The organism is Methylobacterium sp. Leaf94 (assembly GCF_001426045.1).
GTDB lineage: Bacteria > Pseudomonadota > Alphaproteobacteria > Rhizobiales > Beijerinckiaceae > Methylobacterium.
The window spans coordinates 105944-126379 of the sequence record NZ_LMRM01000002.1; the positions used below are offsets into that span (position 1 = coordinate 105944).

At 71.9% G+C, this 20436-nt stretch carries 16 protein-coding genes; 12 read left to right on the top strand and 4 right to left on the bottom strand.

Annotation, left to right across the window (positions count from 1 at the left end):
• The first annotated feature begins 145 nt into the window (after nt 1-145).
• The 3 genes from hpf to ASG63_RS02260 all read left to right on the top strand — a co-directional run bounded on the left by hpf (nt 146) and on the right by ASG63_RS02260 (nt 1684).
• Nucleotides 146-757 (top strand): ribosome hibernation-promoting factor, HPF/YfiA family, encoded by a 612-nt coding sequence (hpf, locus tag ASG63_RS02250; protein WP_056211646.1) that lies wholly within the window; start codon nt 146-148, stop codon nt 755-757.
• Nucleotides 758-875: 118 nt separating this feature from the next.
• Nucleotides 876-1343, top strand: coding sequence for a PTS IIA-like nitrogen regulatory protein PtsN (gene ptsN, locus ASG63_RS02255; protein ID WP_055946855.1), 468 nt, complete (start codon nt 876-878; stop codon nt 1341-1343).
• A complete protein-coding gene (locus ASG63_RS02260; protein ID WP_443189765.1) occupies nt 1340-1684 on the top strand; it encodes a hypothetical protein in 345 nt (114 codons plus the stop codon). The genes ptsN and ASG63_RS02260 overlap by 4 nt, the downstream gene beginning before the upstream one ends.
• Before the next feature lie 27 nt (nt 1685-1711).
• On the opposite strand, the gene ASG63_RS02265 is transcribed toward ASG63_RS02260, so the two are convergent.
• From ASG63_RS02265 to ftsE, 3 genes are all read right to left on the bottom strand, one after another.
• On the bottom strand, nt 1712-2521 hold the full coding sequence (locus ASG63_RS02265; RefSeq protein WP_056211650.1) for a YdcF family protein: 810 nt from the start codon (nt 2519-2521) through the stop codon (nt 1712-1714).
• 142 nt (nt 2522-2663) lie between these two features.
• Nucleotides 2664-3680: a cell division protein FtsX gene (locus ASG63_RS02270; protein WP_407067283.1), complete on the bottom strand. Its 1017-nt coding sequence runs from the start codon at nt 3678-3680 to the stop codon at nt 2664-2666.
• On the bottom strand, nt 3677-4375 hold the full coding sequence (gene ftsE / locus ASG63_RS02275; RefSeq protein ID WP_156394047.1) for a cell division ATP-binding protein FtsE: 699 nt from the start codon (nt 4373-4375) through the stop codon (nt 3677-3679). The genes ASG63_RS02270 and ftsE overlap by 4 nt, the downstream gene beginning before the upstream one ends.
• A gap of 225 nt (nt 4376-4600) precedes the next feature.
• Between ftsE and ASG63_RS02280 the strand changes: the two genes are divergently transcribed.
• From ASG63_RS02280 to ASG63_RS24890, 5 genes are all read left to right on the top strand, one after another.
• Nucleotides 4601-5407 carry a zinc-ribbon domain-containing protein gene (locus tag ASG63_RS02280; RefSeq protein WP_056211655.1) on the top strand — a complete coding sequence of 269 codons (807 nt, stop codon included), beginning with the start codon at nt 4601-4603 and terminating at the stop codon, nt 5405-5407.
• Between the two features lie 12 nt (nt 5408-5419).
• Nucleotides 5420-5989 carry a hypoxanthine phosphoribosyltransferase gene (hpt, locus tag ASG63_RS02285; protein ID WP_056211657.1) on the top strand — a complete coding sequence of 190 codons (570 nt, stop codon included), beginning with the start codon at nt 5420-5422 and terminating at the stop codon, nt 5987-5989.
• Between the two features lie 157 nt (nt 5990-6146).
• Nucleotides 6147-6512 (top strand): response regulator, encoded by a 366-nt coding sequence (locus ASG63_RS02290; protein WP_055946868.1) that lies wholly within the window; start codon nt 6147-6149, stop codon nt 6510-6512.
• A gap of 40 nt (nt 6513-6552) precedes the next feature.
• Nucleotides 6553-7602 carry a cysteine synthase A gene (locus ASG63_RS02295; RefSeq protein ID WP_056211659.1) on the top strand — a complete coding sequence of 350 codons (1050 nt, stop codon included), beginning with the start codon at nt 6553-6555 and terminating at the stop codon, nt 7600-7602.
• Between the two features lie 130 nt (nt 7603-7732).
• Nucleotides 7733-7888: a DUF3309 domain-containing protein gene (locus ASG63_RS24890; RefSeq protein ID WP_156389751.1), complete on the top strand. Its 156-nt coding sequence runs from the start codon at nt 7733-7735 to the stop codon at nt 7886-7888.
• 9 nt (nt 7889-7897) lie between these two features.
• Here the strand turns inward: ASG63_RS24890 and ASG63_RS02300 are convergent, their stop codons facing one another.
• Nucleotides 7898-9382 (bottom strand): serine protease, encoded by a 1485-nt coding sequence (locus ASG63_RS02300; protein WP_244479787.1) that lies wholly within the window; start codon nt 9380-9382, stop codon nt 7898-7900.
• Between the two features lie 147 nt (nt 9383-9529).
• Here ASG63_RS02300 and ASG63_RS02305 point away from each other — a divergent pair, with 147 nt between their 5' ends.
• The 4 genes from ASG63_RS02305 (at nt 9530) to ASG63_RS02320 (ending at nt 20431) form a co-directional block, all read left to right on the top strand.
• Complete coding sequence (locus ASG63_RS02305) at nt 9530-14905, top strand: alpha-2-macroglobulin family protein (RefSeq protein WP_082559144.1); 5376 nt, start codon at nt 9530-9532, stop codon at nt 14903-14905.
• A gap of 262 nt (nt 14906-15167) precedes the next feature.
• Nucleotides 15168-17132 (top strand): penicillin-binding protein 1C, encoded by a 1965-nt coding sequence (gene pbpC / locus ASG63_RS02310; RefSeq protein ID WP_443189766.1) that lies wholly within the window; start codon nt 15168-15170, stop codon nt 17130-17132.
• 164 nt (nt 17133-17296) lie between these two features.
• Entirely contained in the window at nt 17297-19147 is a 1851-nt protein-coding gene (locus ASG63_RS02315) for a potassium transporter Kup (RefSeq protein ID WP_156389770.1), read from the top strand.
• Nucleotides 19148-19279: 132 nt separating this feature from the next.
• Entirely contained in the window at nt 19280-20431 is a 1152-nt protein-coding gene (locus ASG63_RS02320; protein ID WP_056211660.1) for a sensor histidine kinase, read from the top strand.
• Nucleotides 20432-20436: the final 5 nt, after the last annotated feature.

Below are 20436 nucleotides of genomic sequence, written 5' to 3' on the forward strand. Positions count from 1 at the left end.
CGAGGCCAGGGGCCGGGCTGCGAATGACGGATCGGCGGCCGGGACAAGGCCTCGGCCCGGCCTCGCGTTGACTTCTCCGAGAGAGGCTCCTTAACTCAGGTTGCGCCTTACCCAGGGCGTGTCCACAACGAAAATCGGAGGGATCATGGGGTCATTGCGCGTGACGGGCCACGGCCTGGACCTTGGCGAAGCCCTTCGGGGGCGGGTCGAGGAGCGAATGGCTGCCACGCTCTCGAAATATCTCGACAGCCACATGAGCGGGACCTGCTCCGGCCACGTCACCCTGCGGCGGGACGGGACCGCCTACCGCACCGATTGCGTGCTCCACCTCGTCTCCGGCTTGACCCTGGAGGCCTCCGGCGCCGCCCATGACGCCCATGCGAGCTTCGAGCAGACGGCGGACCGCCTGGAAAAGCGCCTGCGGCGCTACAAGCACAGGCTGAAGGACCATGGCGCGGCCGGCCATGACGGCGCGACGGTGCAAGCGGCCTACGCGGTGTTCGCCGCCCCGAGCGAGGCCGACGCCATCGACCTCGACGAGGATGATGACGACGGGGAGGCGGCGCACCCGCCGGTGGTGGCGGAGAGTACCAAGACCCTGAAGCGCCACTCGGTCAGCGAGGCGGTCACCGCCCTCGACCTCACGGGCGCGCCGGTCATCGTGTTCGTTCACGCTGGCACCGGACGCATCAACGTCGTATACCGCCGCACGGACGGGGCCATCGGCTGGGTCGATCCGGCCGAGACAGCCTCGTAGGCGCGGGTCGGGAACAGAGCCTGAACCCGCTCGATTGAGTTCAAGGGCCGCCTGGGTGGCCCGACCTTTCATGGAGTGGCGGCCGGATCGGCCGCCGCCGACGGGGCGACGGTCCTTCATGCCAGTGCTGGAATTCCTTTCTCCGGATTCCGTGGTGCCGTCCCTGCGTGTCCGCGCCAAGAAATCGATGCTGCAGGAGCTCAGCGCGCACGCGGTGCGTCAGCTTCCGGCCCTGGACGAGCGCGAGGTGTTCGAGACCCTGCTGCAGCGCGAGCGCCTGGGGTCCACCGGCATCGGCGACGGCGTCGCCATCCCGCATGGCAAGCTGCCCGGCCTCGACCGGCTGTTCGGCCTCGTCGCCCGGCTGGAGAAGCCTGTGGATTTCGATGCCCTCGACGGCCAACCCGTCGACATCGCCTTCCTGCTCCTGGCGCCCGAGGGCGCCGGTGCCGACCACCTGAAGGCCCTGGCCCAGGTCGCACGCCTCCTGCGCGAGCCCGGCATCCTCGAGCGCATCCGCGCCGCCCGCGACGCCAGTGCCCTCTACGCGCTGCTCACCCACACCTCGGCCTCGCAGGCCGCATGATCATGCGAATCCTGCCCTGCGCGCCCGTGGTGGTCGCGCTCCTGCTCGCCGCCGCGCCTGCCCGCGCACAACAGCGTGGCGCCACCGATACCGCTTGCGCCCGCGATGTCCTCGTGGCGAATTCCATGCAGCGACAGGCGATCGACCAGCTCGAACAGGCCGGCAGCGAGGCGGCCGACCAGTGTCGCGTCTGGCGCCGGCACGTGGAGACCATGCGCCGAGTGGCCAGCGTCTATGGCCGCTGCCTCTCGGGGGCCGAGCGCACGGATCGTCTCAACCAGGTCCAGATATCCGAGAAGGAATTCGCCGGGATGATCCGGAGCCAGTGCAAGGGGTTGTGAGGCCTCGGGCTCCAGGCGGGGCTCGACCTATTCCTGCCCGCGCAGCAGCAGCGGTTCGGCGACCATCTTGATCGGCTTGCCGCGTCCGATCAGGATGGCGGCCCGTGAACGCTCCGGATCGTGCTCGAAGCGGGTCCGGACCCAGGCCACGAGGAATTTCAGGTATTCCGAGGCGAGCAGCTTGGCGGAGGAGGGGTGATGCCACCAGCGGTCGGCATCGAAGCCCTCCGCGATCACCGGATGGGGCACGACGCGGTCGGCACCCATGAGGGCGTGGTCGAGTTCCACCATCGTGCGGGGCATGTGGTAGTTCGAGGTCACCACCGTCACCGTGCTGAAGCGGTGCTGGCGCATCCAGCGCCGGGTCTCGATGGCGTTGCCGATGGTGTTGCGCGCCCGATAGTCGAGGTCGACGCAGCAGTCGATCCAGTGCCGCTGCGTCGGGTTGAGGCGGGCGATCTCGTCGCGACTGGTGCGCTCGTTGACGCCGGTGATCAGCAGGCGCCGGCCATAGCCGTTGGCCAGTAGGTCGATGGCGTCGCCGATGCGCTGCGCCCCGCCCGTGAGCGCCACGATGCCGTCGGCCCGACCCTGCGGCACGCGCTCGTCCCGCTCCAGGCAGGCCACGAAGGTCAGGAAGCCGCAGAAGAGTGCGACGGCGCCGGTGGCCGCGAGACCGAGGGTGGCCTTGGCGGTCGGGCCGAGCCCACTTCGCGCCCTGGTTCCAGGAGCGGCCGAATCCGGCTGCCGGCGTGCCGGGGCGGGCGCGCGGGATGCGGCGTCGGTCCAGGCCCATCCGAAAGCCTCGGAGGGCCTCATGGTGCCGCTGGCTGACATCCGCCTCGTCATTCCCCCAGAGAGTAGCCCCGATTGGGGCGTTCACGAGGCAAGTATCTCCGCCCAGAAAGGTTCATGGAGGGTTAACGGGATCGTCGGCTTCGGTGACAGGGCGTGCGCGCCTGTCGCCGGCCCACGCCCCTCAGGCCAGGAACCGTCGCACGGTGAGACGCGAGACGATACCGGTCACCACCGATGCGATCACGCCGATGAGGAGCACGGCGGCGTAGCCGCGCCAGCCGATATGGAAGGTGCCGAACAGGGCCTCGATCTCCTCGCCGGCCGGGCCGGAGCGCCAGTTGCGCGCCACCAGCCCGGCCAGCGCGAAGGCCGCGATGGCCGCCCCCGAGCCGATGATGCCGCCGCGCAGGCCGAGGCCGAAGAACCGGCGCTGGAAGGCCCGGGCGATGAAGTCGTCGTTGGCGCCGACGAAGTGCAGGACCTCCACCACCTCCCGGTTGCCCGCCATGGCGCCGCGGGTCGCGAAGACCACGGCGAGGCCCGTCGCCACCAGCACCAGCAGGACGATGCCGATCCCGACGCCCACGAAGGTGTTGGCCGCCGTGGAGAGCCGGCGCAGCCAGAGGGCGTGGTCGTCGAGGCTCGCCACCCCGGGCAGCGCCTCGCTGAGGGAACTGCGCAGCGGCTTGAGGTCCGGGGACGTCTCGGCAAGCTTCAGGGTCACGAGCCGTGGCACCGGCAGGTCCGAGAGGTCGAGGCCGCTGCCGAGCCAGGGCTCGAGCAGCCGCTCGGCATCGGCCTTCGAGAACACCCGCACGGCGGCGATGCCGGGGGTGGCCTTGGCGAGGCCCTCGGCGCGGGCGACGTCGGCATCGATGTCGCGCCCGGGGCTCGGACGCACCTGGATCGTCACCTCCTGGGCCACCGTGTCCTGCCATTGGACGGCGCTGGAGGCCACGATCTCGGCCGCTCCCGCGCAGAGCGCGGCGAGGAAGGTCAGGATCGCGATGACGGCGGCCAGGGCCCGGCTCGCCGCCGAGTCGGTCGGCACCAGGGGAGCATTGCGGCGCAGGGTCGGGGGCAGGGGGGCGGTCCGCGATTCGGGCGGCGCCGGCGGCTTCACCGGTGGCCGGTCGTCGGTGCGGGGCGGCGCACGGTGCGCCGGCGCGGGGGACGGAGTGTCGGTCTCGTCCATCATGCCTCGACCGTCAGGCGCCCTTCGCCGAGGACGAAGCGCCGGGCATCGACGAGGTCCATCAGGGCGAAGTCGTGGGTGGCGATGAGCACCGAGGTGCCCAGCCGGTTGAGCTCGATGAACAATCGCAGAAGGCGGCGGCCGAGGCCGGGGTCGACGTTGCCCGTGGGCTCGTCGGCCAGGAGCAGTTCCGGCCGGGCGATGAGCGCCCGGGCGATGGCGGCCCGCTGCTTCTCTCCGCCCGACAGCAGGGGCGGCAGCACGTGCATGCGCTCGCCGAGACCGACCCAGCGCAGGAGCTCCACGACCTCGGCCCGGTAACTCGTTTCCGAGCGCCCCTGGACACGCAGGGGCAGCGCGACGTTCTCGTAGGTGGTGAGGTGGTCGAGCAGGCGGAAATCCTGGAAGACCACGCCCATGCGCCGCCGCAGGCCGGTCAGCGCCTCGCTGGAGATGTCGCTGACCTCCTCGCCGAAGACCGAGACGAGGCCGCGGGTGGGGCGCACCGACAGGAGGATCAGGCGCAGCAGGGTGGTCTTGCCCGCACCGGACGGCCCCGTGAGGAACTGGAACGAGCGCGGCGCGATCTGGAAGCTGACATCGCTCAGCACCTCCGGCCCGAGACCGTAGCGCATGCCGACGCTCTCGAACTGGACCACCGGCTCCTCGGCTCCTGAGAGGAGCGACTGCGTGTTCACCCGATCCGCCACGATCCCCCCAAGGTCCTGCCTAACCGAGGTCCTGCCTGACCAAGCCTGCCTGACCAAGCCTGCCCAACACAGTCGGCCCTTTTGCGACGGCCCCGCGCATCCGGGTTATAGGCCGTCCGCTTCACGGACGGTTAACCGTGTTGGCCGAGAACCGTTTGAGTCTTTTTGCCCCCGTCGGCAACCGTCCATCGAGATCCGAGGCCCACGGACGCCATGCTGATCGTCTGCCCGTCCTGTGCCAGCGAGTACGAGATCGACGTGGACCGCGTCGGCGCGGATGGGCGCTCGGTGCGCTGCGCGGCCTGCCGCGAGACCTGGTTCATCTCCCCCGACGACGTCTCCGCCGCCCTTGAGGCCGAGATGACCGCCGCCATGATGGCCGCCTCCGAGCTCGGCCCCGCCGCGGCGCAGAGCCGCGCCTCGGCCCAAGCCGATCTCGATGCCTGGGAATCGGCCCTGGCCGCCGAACCCGAGCCCGTTCCATCGCCGCCCGAGACGCCGCGCCCGCGGGCGCGGGCCAAGCCCGTGAAGCCGAAGCGCACGGGCTTCCCCCTGGCGTCGCCTGGGGCCGCCCTCGGGCTCGCCGTGGTGGGCGGACTCGGCCTCGCCGTTCTCGGACGCGCCACGGTGGTGCGGGCGATGCCCCAGAGCGCCGGGCTCTATGCCCGCGTCGGTTTCCCGGTGAACCTGCGCGGCGTCGAATTCCGCGACGTCGTGGCGTTCCAGAGCCCGGGAGAGGGCGCGCAGGGCCAACTCGTGGTGGAGGGCGATCTCGTCGGTGTCGCCGCCGAGGCCACGGTGCCGCCGATCGAGGTGGAGGTCCGGGACGGCCGTGACCAGCCGCTCTATCGCTGGCGCATCGCGCCCCCGCGCACGGCGCTCGAGAAGAGCGAGACCGCGCGCTTTCGCGCGAGCCTGTCGGCGCCGCCGGCGCAGGGCCGCTCGGTCCGCGTGCATTTTGCCGCCGCCGAGGCGGGCGAGACCATGCCGAAGGCCGGTGCCAGCGCTCCGGCCCCGTGATAAGGAACGCGGATGACCAGCGCTTCCCGACGCGTCCGCGTCCTCTTCGACGAAACCGCCATCGCCCGGCGCACCGAGGAACTTGCAGCGGCCATCGCCGCCGCCAACCCCGAGAACCTGCTCGTGGTGGCTGTGCTCAAGGGCAGCTTCATGTTCGCCGCCGACCTCCTGCGCGCCCTGCACCGGGTCGGGCTGGAGCCGCAGGCCGAGTTCGTCCACCTGTCGAGCTACCGCACCGCCACGGTCTCCTCGGGGCAGGTCGAGATCCTGCGCGACGTGGAGAGTGAGGTGCGCGGACGCGACGTCCTCCTGGTGGACGACATCCTCGAATCCGGCCGCACCATCGTGTTCGCCAAGGATCTGCTGATGGCGCGGGGCGCCAAGCGGGTGCTCACCGCCGTGCTCCTGGAGAAGCCCGGCAAGCGGGCCGTGACCATCGACGCGGATTTCGTCGGCTTCACCTGCCCGGACGTGTTCGTGGTCGGCTACGGCATGGATGTCGCCCATGCCTACCGCCAGCTGCCCTTCGTCGGCCTCGTCGACTACGACAGCCGCGAGCCCGACCTGTTCGGCGGCACCTGAGGCGCGACCGCCCACGATCCGCGGAATTTCTCTGGCGCGCCAGAGAATATGAAAGATTTGGCCCTTAAAGGGCTTGCTGTGTCCGACGATCCCTTGACAGGGCGCCTCAGCGCTTGCGTGACTGAGCGCCCGGACCCGAGAGAGACACAGACGAACGATGGCCCGCATCCTCCTGGTGGATGACGAAGAGACGGTGCGGGGCTTCCTCAAGCGGGGCCTCGAGATCGACGGCCACGCCGTGGTCACGGCCACGGACGGCAGCGACGGGCTCGACCGGCTGACCGAGGCGGATGGCGCGTTCGACCTCATGCTCACCGACATCCGCATGCCGCTGATGGATGGGATCGCCCTGGCGCTCGCGGCCAAGCGCGACTTTCCCAATCTCACGATCCTGCTGATGACCGGCTTCGCCGACCAGCGCGAGCGCGCGCGGGGCCTCGATGCCATCGTGACCGACGTCCTGACGAAGCCGTTCTCGCTGGCCGACCTGCGTTCCACGGTGAATCGGGCCCTCGCCGCCTGACACGCGCCGGGTCCGCCGCCTTGCCCCCGGAATCCCGCGCATGATCCTCCATTCTGATCGTCCTCTGCCGGACATCCTCTCGGCCATCGGCGCCACGCCTCTGATTCGCCTGGCGCGCGCCTCGGAGGAGACCGGCTGCACCATCCTGGGCAAGGCGGAGTTCCTGAATCCCGGCCTCTCGGTAAAGGACCGGGCGGCGCTCTCCATCGTGCGCGACGCCGAGGCCCGGGGCGCCATCCGGCCCGGCGGCACGATAGTGGAGGGCACGGCCGGCAACACCGGCATCGGCCTGGCGCTCGTCGCGGCGGTGCGCGGCTACCGCACGGTCATCGTGATCCCGGAGACGCAGTCGGCCGAGAAGAAGGAAACCCTCCGCCTGGCCGGCGCCCGCCTGGTCGAGGTGCCGGCGGTGCCGTTCGCCAACCCGAACAACTACGTCCACGCCGCGCGTCGCCTGGCCGAGCGCCTGGCCGAGACCGAACCGGGCGGCGCCTTCTTCGCCGACCAGTTCGACAACGTCGCCAACCGGCAGGCGCACGTGGAAACCACGGGCCCGGAGATCCTGGCGGCGACCGGTGGGGCGGTCGATGGTTTCATCTGTGCGGCCGGGACCGGCGGCACCCTGGCGGGGACCGCCGAGGCCCTGCGCGCGGCGCGTCCCGGCGTGCGGATCGGCCTCGCCGACCCGGAGGGGTCCGCACTGCACGCTCATTACACCACCGGTACCCTGAGGGCGGAGGGCTCCTCGATCACGGAGGGTATCGGCCAAGGCCGGATCACCCGCAACCTCGCGGGCTTCACCCCGGACGTGTCCTTCCGGATTCCCGACGTCGAAGCCCTCCATATTGTCTTTCGGCTGATGCGGGAGGAGGGCCTCAGCCTCGGCGGATCGTCGGGCATCAACGTCGCCGGGGCGATCCGGCTCGCCCGGGATCTCGGGCCAGGCCACACCATCGTGACCATCCTGTGCGATGGTGCCGCGCGCTACGCCTCGAAGCTATTCAACCCCGCCTTCTTGGCCGAGCGGGGCCTGCCGGTGCCGGATTGGCTTGGAACCGCATCGGATTCCCTGCCGGAGTGGCAAGCCTGACGTCGAACCGGCGAAAAACCCTGCCTTCGTGGGATTATGCCGCACGGACCGTTGAACGGAATCGCCACGGCGACGTTTGTACGGTCAAGCTCAAGCAATTCCGGTTGGGCGCGTGACGGAGTTCCCATCCATGACCCTGACCACCATTCTCCTCATCGTCCTGATCCTGATCGTTCTCGGCGGCGGCAACTTCCTCGGCGGCGGCGCTTACCGCGGACCGAGCTTCGGTCTCGGCGGCCTGCTGGTGATCATCTTGATCGTGCTGCTCGTCACCGGACGAATCTGACGGCCCCGCTCACGGCTGGCACGTGATGGCCACCACCGCGCCCACCAGGGTCGCGGCGGCTGCGCCCAGCGTGCCGGCCGCCTTCGGCGCAGGCGCTGTCCGCAAGCCCGCAGCGCCGAGGAAGGCCGCGAGCGCGTCGGCCGGGACGAGCCTGTAGCTCGCAGGCGGCATGACCCCCGCGATCAGGCGGGGCTGTTTCGGAACCGTCGCGACGAGGCCCGCAAGCGCACCGGCGCGGTCCAGAACCGGAGCGCCGCCGGCGCCGGGCTGCAGCGGCGCGGCGACGCGCCCCCCGCCCGGCTCGGAGCGGCCCGGCGCCACCACGACGCCCCCCTCGGCATCGACGGCCAACGCCACCACGGCCTCGCCCTCGGCGAGGGCGCCGGCGTGCAGGGCCGGCGTGCGTTCCGTCCGGCCGGGGAGCAGAGCCGTTTCCAGCAGCATCAGATCGGCGGTGCCGCCAGGGCTCGCCCGCGTCGGCAGGCCCGCGACCACCGGTGCCCGGCAGTCCATCAGCGCCGCTGCGCTGGTAAGCACCCGTCCCGGCGCCACGACCAGGCCCGTCGCGACTGGGGCCGGCCGGCTGCCTGCGACGGGCGGCAGGCTCGATGACGGAACGGCCGTCGCGGCCGGAGCCGGTGCCGAGGCGGGGGCCGTTTCGGGGAAGGGCACGAAGCTGTTGGCGATGGCGATGGCGAGGCGGTCCACCTCCCCGGACAGGGCCTTGTCGTAGCCGAGGGTGAGGCCGCGCAGGCCCGCCTCGCCGGCGGCGTAGCGGATGTAGGATTTGCCGGTCCCGGTCTCCGCGGTCACCACCAGGAAGTCGGGTCTCAGGAGCTTGTAGGTCACCCGCCGGTCGGGCCCTGGGGCGGTGATGCGGGCGAAGACCGCCTCCAGCCCGGTCTCGCCGGGCGGATAGGATTTCGTCTCCAGCGTGATGCGCCCGTCGGCGCTCTGCCAGCGGGTGCCCCCGGGCTGGGGCGTGCGCTTCGACAGGATGCGCTCGGGCACGCCCAGCACGACGCCGCTGGCCGGGTCCGGCTTCACGGCGAATCGGGCGGCCGCGCGCGCCGCGGCCCCCTCCTTGAGGAGGGCGGCGCGTCCGGCCGCGTCCGGCAGCCCCGCTCCGCCGGTTCTTCGGGCATGCGCCTGAAGCGCCTCGTAGCTGCGCCGCCCGAACGTGCCGTTGACCAGGCTGTTGTAGTCGCCGGTCCAGACCAGGGCGTCCTGCAGCCCCTTGCGCTCGGCCTCCGGCAGGGCCTCGAACAGGCTCCGTGCCGCCTCGAAGGCGGGATCGGGCGCAGCCGGCTTCGCCCGCGCGGGCGCCGATGCGGCGGGCGTCGACGGGATCGGCATCGGTATGGCGGGTCTCGGTATGGCGGATCTCGATGCGCCGGGGCTCGGTGCCGGCGGCGTCTGGGCGGAGGCCGCGCTCGCCGCCAGGGCCAGCACGAACCCGGTCAGGCCCCGGGTGGTCCGATCGCGTCGCATCATGGCCGAGTCGCGTCTCCCCCGCGAGAACCCATCCGGTGTGGCAGAGCCCACGCCCGAATTCCAGGCCGTTGCGGCCGATGCGCGAAATGCTACGGTTCCGCGCGGGACCGGTGCGACGGGCCGGCCTCCAGAGAACGGGGTGGAAGCATGGCGGGATCATCCGGATACGGGCGCTCGCCCCGATCTGTGGTCGGACTCTCTGGCCTCGTGCAGGTCCTCACGATCGCCGGGCTTCTGGCCCTCCCCGTCCAGGCGCAGGGGCAGGCCCAAGGGCAAGCCCAGTCGCCAACGACGCGCCCCGCTGCCAAGGTCTCGCCCAGGCCGTCCGCCGCCAAGAGCTTCGTGCGCGAAGACCTCGCCAGCGACGGTGTCCGCCTCGAAGCGACCCTGAAGGCCGAGGTGGGGAATCCCCGGCCCGATACCCGATCCGCCGCGAAGGCGCGGGCCGAGGGCGAGGCCCTGGTGGAAGCCGAGAAGCCGGCGGATGCCCTGAAGCCCCTCGGCCTCGCCGTGGCGAGCGAACCCGGCGAGCCGGCGAACTGGCTGGCCTATGCGCGCGCCGCCAGCGCGGTCGGCAGCGACGAGCAGACCGGTGACTACGCAGGCCGTCTGCGCCTGCGCCGCAACGCGCGGGCCGCTGCCTACCAGGGCTATCTGCGGGCGAGTGCCGGAGCGGTCGAGGCCGAGGCGCTCGCGACGCTGGGCGAGGTCTATGCCGCCGAATCGGAGTGGCGCCCGTCGCTCGAGGCCTACCGCGCCAGCCTGGCGCTCGCCGACGACGCGGACGTGCGTGCGACCTACGAGGGCCTTCGCGCCGAGCACGGCTTCCGCATCCTCAACTACACCGTCGATTCGGACGCTGCCGCGCCGCGCGTCTGCTTCCAGTTCTCGGAAGGCGTCGCGGCCAAGACCGACTTCACGCCCTTCATCGCCGTCTCCGGCGCAGCCAACGCCGCCGTCACCGGCACCGGCCAGCAGATCTGCGTCGACGGGCTCAAGCACGGCGAGCGCTACGCCTTCGTGGTCCGCTCCGGGCTGCCCTCCGGCGCTGGGGAGACCCTGCTCAAGGCATCCGATTACGAGATCTATGTCCGGGACCGCTCGCCCCAGGTCCGCTTTACCGGGCGCAACTACGTCCTGCCCCGCACCGGTCAGGCCGGCGTGCCTCTGGTTTCGATCAACGCGGCCAAGATCGACGTTGAGGTCTTGCGCGTCGGTGACCGGGGGCTGCTGCCGTCGCTGCGGGCCGAGGACTTCCTGTCCCAGCTCAACGGGACGACGGCGCGGACCATCGCCGACCAGAAGGGTCAGCGCGTCTGGAAGGGCGTCCTCGACACGGCCAAGGCCGAGCTGAACCAGGAGGCCGTCACCGCCTTCCCGGTGCTCCAGGCGGTCGGCAAGCTGGAAGCCGGCATCTACATCATGGTGGCCCAACCCGCGGGAGCCACGGCGTCCACCGACGAGGAGGGCGGCTACGAGCAGCAGGCGACGCAATGGTTCGTGGTCTCGGATCTCGGCCTCACCGCCTTCAAGGGCCGCGACGGCGTCCACGTCTTCGCCCGCTCGCTGGCCTCGGCCGACGTGCTGACCGGTGCCGAGATCCGGCTGGTGGCGCGCAACAACGAGGTCCTGGCCACGGCGAAGACCGATGGCCAAGGCCACGCCGCCTTCGCGTCGGGCCTCGCCCGCGGGGAGGGGGGCACCGCACCGGGCCTCGTGGTGGCGCAGATCGGCGACGATTACGGCTTCCTCGATCTCGGCCAGTCGGCCTTCGACCTCACGGATCGCGGCGTGAAGGGCCGGCCCCAGCCAGGCGCCGTCGAGGCCTACGTCTTTCCCGAGCGCGGGGTCTACCGCTCGGGCGAGACCGTGAACCTCACCGGCCTGCTGCGCGATGCACAGGGCGCCGCCGTGCCGGAAATTCCTCTGACCCTGGTGGTCAAGCGTCCCGACGGCGTCGAGTACCGCCGCGCCCAGGTGGCGGATGCGGGCCTCGGCGGACGCGCCCTGGCGCTGCCCCTTCTGGCCGGCGCGCAGCACGGCACCTGGCGGGTGGCGGCCTACACAGACCCCAAGGCGCCGGCCATCGGCGAGGCGAGCTTCCTCGTGGAGGATTACGTCCCCGAGCGCCTCGACGTGACGCTCTCGAGCGCGACGCCGAGCCTGACCAGGGGTGCGCCCGCCACCATCGACGTGGCGGCGCGCTACCTCTACGGCGCGCCGGGCGCCGGGCTCGAGGTTTCCGGTACCGTCCTGGTCCAACAGGCGGCGGGCAGCGGGATCCAGGGCCTGGAGGGCTTCTCGGTCGGCCTCGACGACGAGCGGGTGGAGGCCGCCTCGGCGGAGATCGACGCCCGTGCCACCACCGATGCGGCCGGCAGGGCCCGGCTCGTCGTCCCGGTCCAGGCGCTCGCCGCCCCGCGCCCCGTCGAGGCGAGGATCACCCTGCAGGTGGGCGAGCCCGGCGGGCGGGCGCTGAGCCGCAGCCTGACCCTGCCGATCCTGCCCGACGCGCCGGTGCTCGCCATCCGCAAGGGCTTTGCCGGCGACCTCACCGAGGGCGGCGTCGCCGGCTTCGACGTGGTCATGGCCGCTCCCGACGGCCGGCGCCTGGCGCAGGGGAACGTAGCCTGGACGCTCCAGCGCGTCGAGAAGAACTATCAATGGTACCGCGAGGGGGGGCGCTGGTCCTACGAGCCGGTGACCAGCACCCGCCGCGTCGCCGATGGCCGTCTCGACCTGACCCCCGCCGCGCCGGGCCGCGTCAGCGCCACAGTGAGCTACGGCACCTACCGGCTGGAGGCGAGCGTGCCCGGTCGCCCGGCCGCCACCGCGAGCGTGACCTTCACAGTGGGCTGGAGCGGGGGCGAGACGGCGGACGTGCCGGACCTCCTCGACCTGCGCCTGGACAAGGCGGCCTACGCCACCGGCGAGACGCTGCACGCGCGGCTGCAGCCGACGTTCAAGGGACAGGCGACGCTGGCCGTCGTCAGCGACAAGCTGCACGCGCTCCTCACCGTCGACGTGCCGGCCGCCGGTGCCACCATCGACATCCCCGTGAAGGCCGAGTGGGGCTCGGGCGCCTACCTCGTGGCCACCGCCTACCGGCCCCTGGACCAGGCGGCCAAGCGCCTGCCGGGCCGTGCGCTCGGTGTCGCGTGGTTCGGGGTCGACCGGGACAGCCGCAATCTCGGCGTCACGCTCGACGCGCCGGCGAAGGTCCGTCCGCGCGAGACCCTGACCCTGCCGATCCAGCTCGCCGGCCTGCGAGCCGGCGAGGAGGCGCGGGTCACCGTCGCGCTGGTGGATGTCGGCATCCTCAACCTCACCCGCTACGAGGCACCGAACCCGTTCGGCTACTTCTTCGGCCAGAAGGCCCTCGGCCCGGAGATCCGCGACCTCTACGGATACCTGATCGACGGCATGCAGGGGACGCTCGGCGCCATCCGCTCCGGCGGCGACGGGGCTGCAGCCGAACTCGCCGATTCGCCGCCGACCCAGGCGCCGCTGGCGCTCTATTCCGGGCCGATCGCCGTCGGACCCGACGGCCGTGCCAGCGTCAGCTTCCCCCTGCCGTCCTTCAACGGCACCGGCCGGGTGATGGTCACCGCCTGGAGTCGCGCGAAGGTGGGCGCCGCCCAGGCCGACGTGATCATCCGCGATCCCGTGATCGTCACCGGCACCCTGCCGCGTTTCCTCAATGTCGGCGATCGCTCGCGCGTCCACGTCGCCATCGACAATGTCGAGGGGCCGGCCGGCGACTACACCGTGGATCTCGACCTGACCGGCTCGGTGTTGGTCGGTGCCGAGGCCCTGCACAAGACCCTGCGGCTGGAGGCGGGCGCCAGGGGGGCCCTCGTCATTCCCATCACCGCTGCCGGGCCGGGCCCGTCGCGGATCGACCTCACGCTCAGCGGCCCCGGACTGCCCGAGGGCGTCGGCCAGAGTTTCGCCCTGACCATCGGTCCCGGCACGGGGGCGCTCGCCCGCCGCTCCGTGGAGACCCTCGAACCCGGCGCGGCGTTGCACCTCTCCGACGAGCTCCTGGCCGACATCCTGCCCGGCACCGGCACGGTCTCGCTCTCCGCCTCGAATCTCGCCGGCATCGACGTGCCGGCGCTCCTCCAGTCCCTCGACCGCTATCCCTACGGCTGCTCCGAGCAGACGGTGAGTCGGGCGATGCCGCTCCTCTACGTCCACCGCCTCGCGGCTCAAGATCAGCTCGGTCAGGATCTGCTCGGCCTCGACAAGGCCGACGAGCGCGTGCGCCAGGCGATCGAGCGGGTGCTCGGCCGCCAGAACGCGGCCGGCGATTTCGGCCTGTGGTCCACGGATGGCGCCAGCGACACCTGGCTCAACGCCTACGTCACCGACTTCCTGACCCGGGCCCGGGAGCGCGGGTTCGCCGTGCCCCAGACCGCCTTCGCCAATGCCCTCGACCGCCTGCGCAACGCGGTGGCCAACACCACCGAGGTCGGCGACGGCGGCATGGACATCGCCTACGCCGCCTACGTGCTCGCCCGCAACGGCCGCCCGGTGATGGGCGACCTGCGCTACCTCGTCGACACCAAGCTGGCCGCGTTCGCGACGCCCCTCGCGCGCGGACAGATCGCGGCGGCCCTGGCGTTGTTGGGGGACCGGGGCCGGGCGGCGAAAGCCTTCGCCTCGGCGCTGGCCGGTTTCCGCGAGGCGGCTTCCACGACCTCGGCCTACCGGCCGGATTACGGCTCGCGCCTGCGCGACAGCGCGGGCTTGCTGGCGCTGGCCGCCGAGACGGGGCTTGCCCGCGACAGCGTCAAGCCGCTCGGTGCCATCATCGCGGCCGAGCGGGCCGCCGGCCGGCCGACCAGCACGCAGGAGGAGGCCTGGATGGTGCTGGCCGCCGAGGGCCTGAGCGCGGATTCCGACAACCTCCGCTTCACCCTGGACGGTAAACCGCAGAGCGGTGCTCTGGCGCGCCGCTACCGCGCCGCCGCCCTGAAGGGGAAACCCGTCACCCTGGTCAATGCCGGCACCCAGCCCGTGCAGGCGGTGGTCAGCGTCAGCGGCAATCCGATCGCTCCCGAGCCGGCCGAGGCGCGCGGCTACACCATCGAGCGACGCTATCACCGTCTCGACGGCGCCCCGGTGGATCTCGCGCAAGGAATCCACCAGAACGACCGTCTCGTGGTGGTGCTCACCGTGACCGAGGCCAAGGCCAGCGCCGGTCGCCTCCTCCTGGTCGACCGGCTGCCCGCCGGCCTGGAGATCGACAACCCGAAGCTCCTCGATGCCGATGCGCTCACCGGTCTCGCCTTCGCCAAGTCCGACGTGGCGCCGGTGCACACCGAGTTCCGCGACGACCGCTTCGTGGCCGCCTACGAGCGCACCCCCGAGCAATCGGCCTTCTTCCGGGTCGCCTACACCGTGCGGGCGGTCTCGCCCGGCACCTACGTTCACCCGGCCGCCACCATCGAGGACATGTACCGGCCGGAGCGCTTCGGGCGTACGGGGTTCGGTTCGATGACGGTGAGCGCGAAGTAGGGCCGTGGATACGGACCGCGACCCTCCTCTCCGGTCCGATCGGGCGCGCACGGCATGGCGCACCGCGTCCCCCTCGTGGAGGGGGGGACGCGGTGCGCGTGACCGTGAAACTCCGAGTGCCCCCGGAACGGGGCGGGGACTTCGGCGCCTCGCGCTCGCAGCCCTTGCCGTTGTCTGTCTCGGCCCGACCCTCGCCCTCTGGCACTTCATCCAAACCCTGCCGCCCCTCGACCTGATCCCGGCCGGGCTCCGCTCGACGGTGGTGCTCGACCGCGACGGGCGGCTGCTGCGCCCCTTCGCCACCGCCGACGGGCGCTGGCGTCTGCCGGTGACCGGGTCCCAGGTCGATCCGCGCTTCCGCGCCATGCTCACGGCCTACGAGGACCGGCGCTTCGCGAGCCATCCAGGCGTCGATCCGGCGGCGACCCTCCGGGCCGCGGGGCAATGGCTGGGGGCGGGCCGCATCGTCTCGGGCGGCTCGACCCTGTCGATGCAGGTGGCCCGCCTCGTCGAGCCGCGGGCCCAGCGCTCCCTGGCCGCCAAGCTGCGCCAGATGGTGCGGGCGGTGCAGCTGGAGCGTCGCCTCGGCAAGGACGGGGTGCTCGACCTCTACCTGGCGCTCGCTCCCTATGGCGGCCCGGTCGAGGGCCTGCGTGCCGCCAGCCTCGCGTATTTCGGCCGCGAGCCGGCCCGGCTCACCTTCGCCGAGAGCGCGCTCCTCGTGGCTCTGCCGCAGGCGCCGGAAGCCCGGCGACCCGACCGCTTCCCCGAGGCGGCCCGGCGCGCCCGAGACCGGGTCCTCGCCATCGCCGCCGCTCAGGGCGTCGTCACGGCGGCCGAGGCGGAGGCCGCCCGCGCCGAGCCGGTGCCATCCGCGCGAAAACCCTTCCCGATGCTCGCCGCCCACGCGGCGGAGGCGGCCCATGCCGCCGACCCGGGTGCCCAGGCGATCCGCCTCACCCTGGACGGCCGCCTGCAGGCGAGTCTCGAAACCCTGGCCGCCGAGCGCGCAGCCGCCCAGGGACCCGGGATCTCGGCCGCCATCCTGGTGCTGGACAACCGCACGGGCGCGGTTCTGGCCCAGGTCGGCAGCCCCGGCTACCTCGATGCGAGTCGCGCCGGCGCCATCGACATGACGGGCGCGATCCGCTCGCCGGGCTCCGCCCTCAAGCCGTTCATCTACGCGCTCGCCTTCGAGACCGGGCTGGCGCATCCCGAGACGCAGCTCGACGACCGGCCGGTGCGCTTTGCCGGGGCCTACGCCCCCGAGAACTTCGACCTCGGCTACCAGGGCAGCGTGACGGCGCGACGCGCCCTCCAGCTCTCCCTGAACGTGCCGGCGGTGGACCTGCTGGAAGGGGTCGGCCCCGCCCGCTTCATCGCCCGCCTGCGGGCCGCCGGCGCCCGCATCGACCTGCCCCGCGACACCGCGCCGGGCCTGCCGGTGGCGCTCGGCGGCCTCGGGATCACCCTCACCGACCTCGCCCGCCTGTTCTCCGGACTCGCCCGGCAGGGGCTGGTACCGAACCTGACCCGTCGCGTCGGGGAGGCGTCGGGCGGAGGGGCCGGCGCGCCGCCGCAGGAGGCCCGCATCACGGACGCCGTCGCCGCCTGGTACGTCGCCGACATCCTTCGGGGTGCGCCGCCGCCCGAGAATGCCCTAGCGGGCCGGTTCGCCTACAAGACGGGCACCTCCTACGGCTACCGGGATGCCCTGGCGGTGGGGTTCGACCGGCGCATCACCCTCGCGGTCTGGGTCGGACGGCCGGACGGCAATGCCGTGCCGGGCCTCGTCGGCCGGGTGGTGGCGGCCCCGATCCTGTTCGATGCGTTCGCTCGTTTCGGCGGCGAGCCCGACCCCGTGCCGATGCCGCGCGACGCCCTGGTGACCACCACGGCCGGCCTGCCGCCGCCCCTGCGCCACATCCGGCGCGACATCCCCAAGACCCTGTCGGCGGCGCTGGGGGGTGCCCTGAAGATCGCCTACCCGCCGGACGGCGCCCGCATCGATCTGGGCCTGTCGGAGCCGGAGCCCGCCCCGTCGGCGCGTCTCGCCCTGAAGGCGCTGGGCGGCGTGCCGCCCCTGACCTGGATGGTCGACGGCCTGCCGGTGGCGGGGGGCGCGCGCCGACAATCGGCTTGGGCTCCGGACGGTGCCGGCTTCGCGCGGATCTCCGTGATGGACGCCACGGGCGCCAGCGACAGCGTCGTGGTCCGGCTCGAGTGACGTCCCCGCCCGGGGTTTCACGCCGGAGGGCGGCCCGGCCCCTGGTCGGGCGGACAGCCGCCCCTACCTGCGAGCGGCAGAGCGAACCTTCGCCGTTGCCGGAGAGCGTGCCCGTGGTCCACGAGGAATCCCGTTCGGGACGGCCGGCCCTGCGCCCGGCGGTGATGCTGGGGGCGCTCGGCATCGTCTACGGCGATATCGGCACGTCCCCCCTCTACGCCTTCAAGGAGGCGGTCCGCGCCGCGAGTGCCGGGGCGCCCCCGACTCCGATCGCGGTGACGGGGGCCGTCTCGCTGATCCTGTGGTCGCTGATCCTCATCGTCTCGATCAAGTACGCCGTGCTGATCCTGCGCGCCGACAACCGCGGCGAGGGCGGCATCGTCGCCATGCTGGCGCTGCTCGGAGCCCGGAACGCCAAGCCCGGCTCCTGGGCCGGCCTTCTCCTCGTGGTCGGCCTCATCGGCGCCGCGCTCCTCTACGGCGACGGCGCGATCACGCCGGCGATCTCGGTGCTCAGCGCGGTGGAGGGCCTGAAGGTCGAGGCACCGGCCTTGTCGCGCTTCGTCGTGCCGATCACGGTGCTGATCCTGGTCGGGCTGTTCCTGGTCCAGAGCCGAGGCGTGGCCTTCATCGGCCGCATCTTCGGCCCGGTGATGTTCGTCTGGTTCGTCGTGCTGGCGCTGCTCGGTCTCGGCGGCATCTGGCATGCGCCGCAGATCCTGACCGCTCTCAACCCGCTCAAAGCCGTCGAATTCCTGACGCATGCGGGCTGGCACGTCAGCTTCGCCATGCTGGGCGCGGCCTTCCTCGCGGTCACCGGCGGCGAGGCGATGTATGCCGATCTCGGGCATTTCGGAGCCGGCCCGATCCGCGCCTCGTGGTTCGGCCTCGTGCTGCCGGCCCTGGTGATCCACTATTTCGGACAGGGCGCGCTGCTCCTGGTCGAGCCCGACGCCATCGAGAACCCGTTCTACCGCCTCAGCCCGGACTGGGCGCATTATCCGCTGATCGGCCTCGCCACGGTCGCCACCGTGATCGCCTCGCAATCGATCATCTCGGGGGCCTTCTCGCTCACCCAGCAGTCGATTCAGCTCGGCTTCCTGCCGCCGATGCGGGTGGTCCACACCGCCCGGCACGAGCGCGGACAGATCTACGTGCCGATGGTGAACTGGCTGCTCGCCGCCGCCACCCTGAGCGCGGTCCTGGTCTTCGGTTCCTCGGATGCCCTGGCCGGCGCCTACGGCATCGCCGTCGCCTCCCTGATGGCGATCACCACCCTGCTCGCCGCCCTCGTGGCGCTGAAATGGGGCTACAACCCCGTGGCCGTGCTGGCGGTGAACGGGTTCTTCCTGGCGATCGACTTCGTGTTCCTTGGGGCCAACAGCGTGAAGCTGTTCGAGGGCGGCTGGTTTCCGCTGATGCTGGCGGCCGTGGTGGCGTTCCTGATGCTCACCTGGCGCAAAGGAAACCAGCTCGTCGAGTCGGCCCGGGTCGCCCTGCGCCAGCCCGAGGTCGAATTCCTGGAGCAGCTCCGGCGCGATCCGCCGATCGTCCTGCCGGGCAACGCCGCTTTCCTGTCCTCCGCCACCAGCGCCATTCCGCTGCACCTGTCCCGCTTCGTCGCGCGCAGCCACGCCCTGCACGAGCGCATCCTCATCGTGACCGCCCGCTACGAGGAGGAGCCGGCCGTCGCTCGCGATCAGCGCGCCGAGGTCATCCCGATCACGCCCGACATCACCCGCGTGATCCTGCGCTACGGCTTCATGGAGGATGCCTCGGTGCCCGACGGCCTCCGCTGCGCCGTGGATGCCAAGCGCCTGCCGGCAGAGTGCCTCGAGGATCTGACGATTTTCATCGGGCACGAGACCATCATCCCGAAGAGCGACCAGCGCGGCATGGCGACCTGGCGGGAGGAGATCTACGCCTTCCTCCTGCGCAACGCCGAGCGCACCGGCGCGCATTTCTGCGTGCCGACCCGGCAATTGGTCGAGGTCGGCACCGAGATCGAGATCTGAGCCGGGCGCGGGCCATCAACTCTCGTGCGGACCGTGCTGTATGACCTTGCGGGCAGCGCTCCGGGTGTCGCACAAGGGAGCCATGCGGACGGGCGGCCCGGCCGCGCCGAAACCGGGACGTGTAGCGTAGCGATGACCGAACTGGCGCCGAAGGCCCTGGCGATCCGCCTGCGGCAGCAGGCGATCCTCTCCGATTTCGGGGTCGAAGCCCTGCGGGCCACCGAGCTGCTGCCCCTGCTCCAGCGCGCCACCGAACTCTGTGCCGAGGGCATGGAGGCGCAGTTCTGCAAGGCGCTGGAATACAAACCGCACCAGGATTGCCTCCTCGTCTGTGCCGGTGTGGGCTGGGCCGAGGACGCGGTGGGCACCACCATCATCGGTGCCGACCTCGCCTCGCCGGCGGGCTATGCCCTGAAGACCGGCCGGCCCGTGATCTCGAACCATCTCGAGAACGAGACGCGCTTCCGCACGCCGAAGCTGATGGCCGACCACGGCATCCGCCGCGCGATCAACGTGCTGATCGCCAACCGCGACGGCAATTACGGCGTGCTGGAGGTGGACGACACCCGCGAGGGCCAGTTCGAGGAGGCCGACATCGCCTTCATGCAGGGGTTCGCCAACCTCGTCGGCGGTGCCATCGAGCGCCAGCGGGCCGAGGCACGGCTGAAGGCGGCCCTGGAGCGCCAGGAGCTCCTATCCCGGGAAATGAGCCACCGGGTGAAGAACAGCCTCGCGGTGGTGGCGGGCTTTCTCGGGCTCCAGGCCCGGGGCTCCGACAACGACGACGTGAAAAGCGCCCTCGCCGATGCCCGCACCCGGGTCGAGGCAGTGGCCCAGGTCCACGACCAGCTCTGGCGCCAGCCGAGCCTCGAGGCGATCGACGTCGCGGGCTTCCTCGAGGCCCTCTGCGCCAAGCTGCAGGAGAGCGCGCCGCGCCACCGCCTCGTCTGCCGCGCGGCGCGGATGAACATCCCCGCCGATCTCGCGATCCCCCTCGGCCTCTTCGTCAACGAACTCGTCACCAACGCGATCAAGTACGCCTACGCGGACGGCGAGGGCGAGATCAGGGTCGAGGCCCGGCCCGACGGGGCGGCCGGCCTGATCCTCGCGGTGGAGGATGACGGCGCCGGGCTTCCGGACGGATTCGATCCCACGGCGGCGCGCAGCGCCAGCCTCGGCATGCGCATCATCAACAGCCTCGCCCGCCAGCTCGGGGGCGCCCTCGCGGTCGCCCCGGACGTGCAGGGCGCACACTTCTCCCTGCGGGTGGCGCCCGTGGCCTGAGGCGT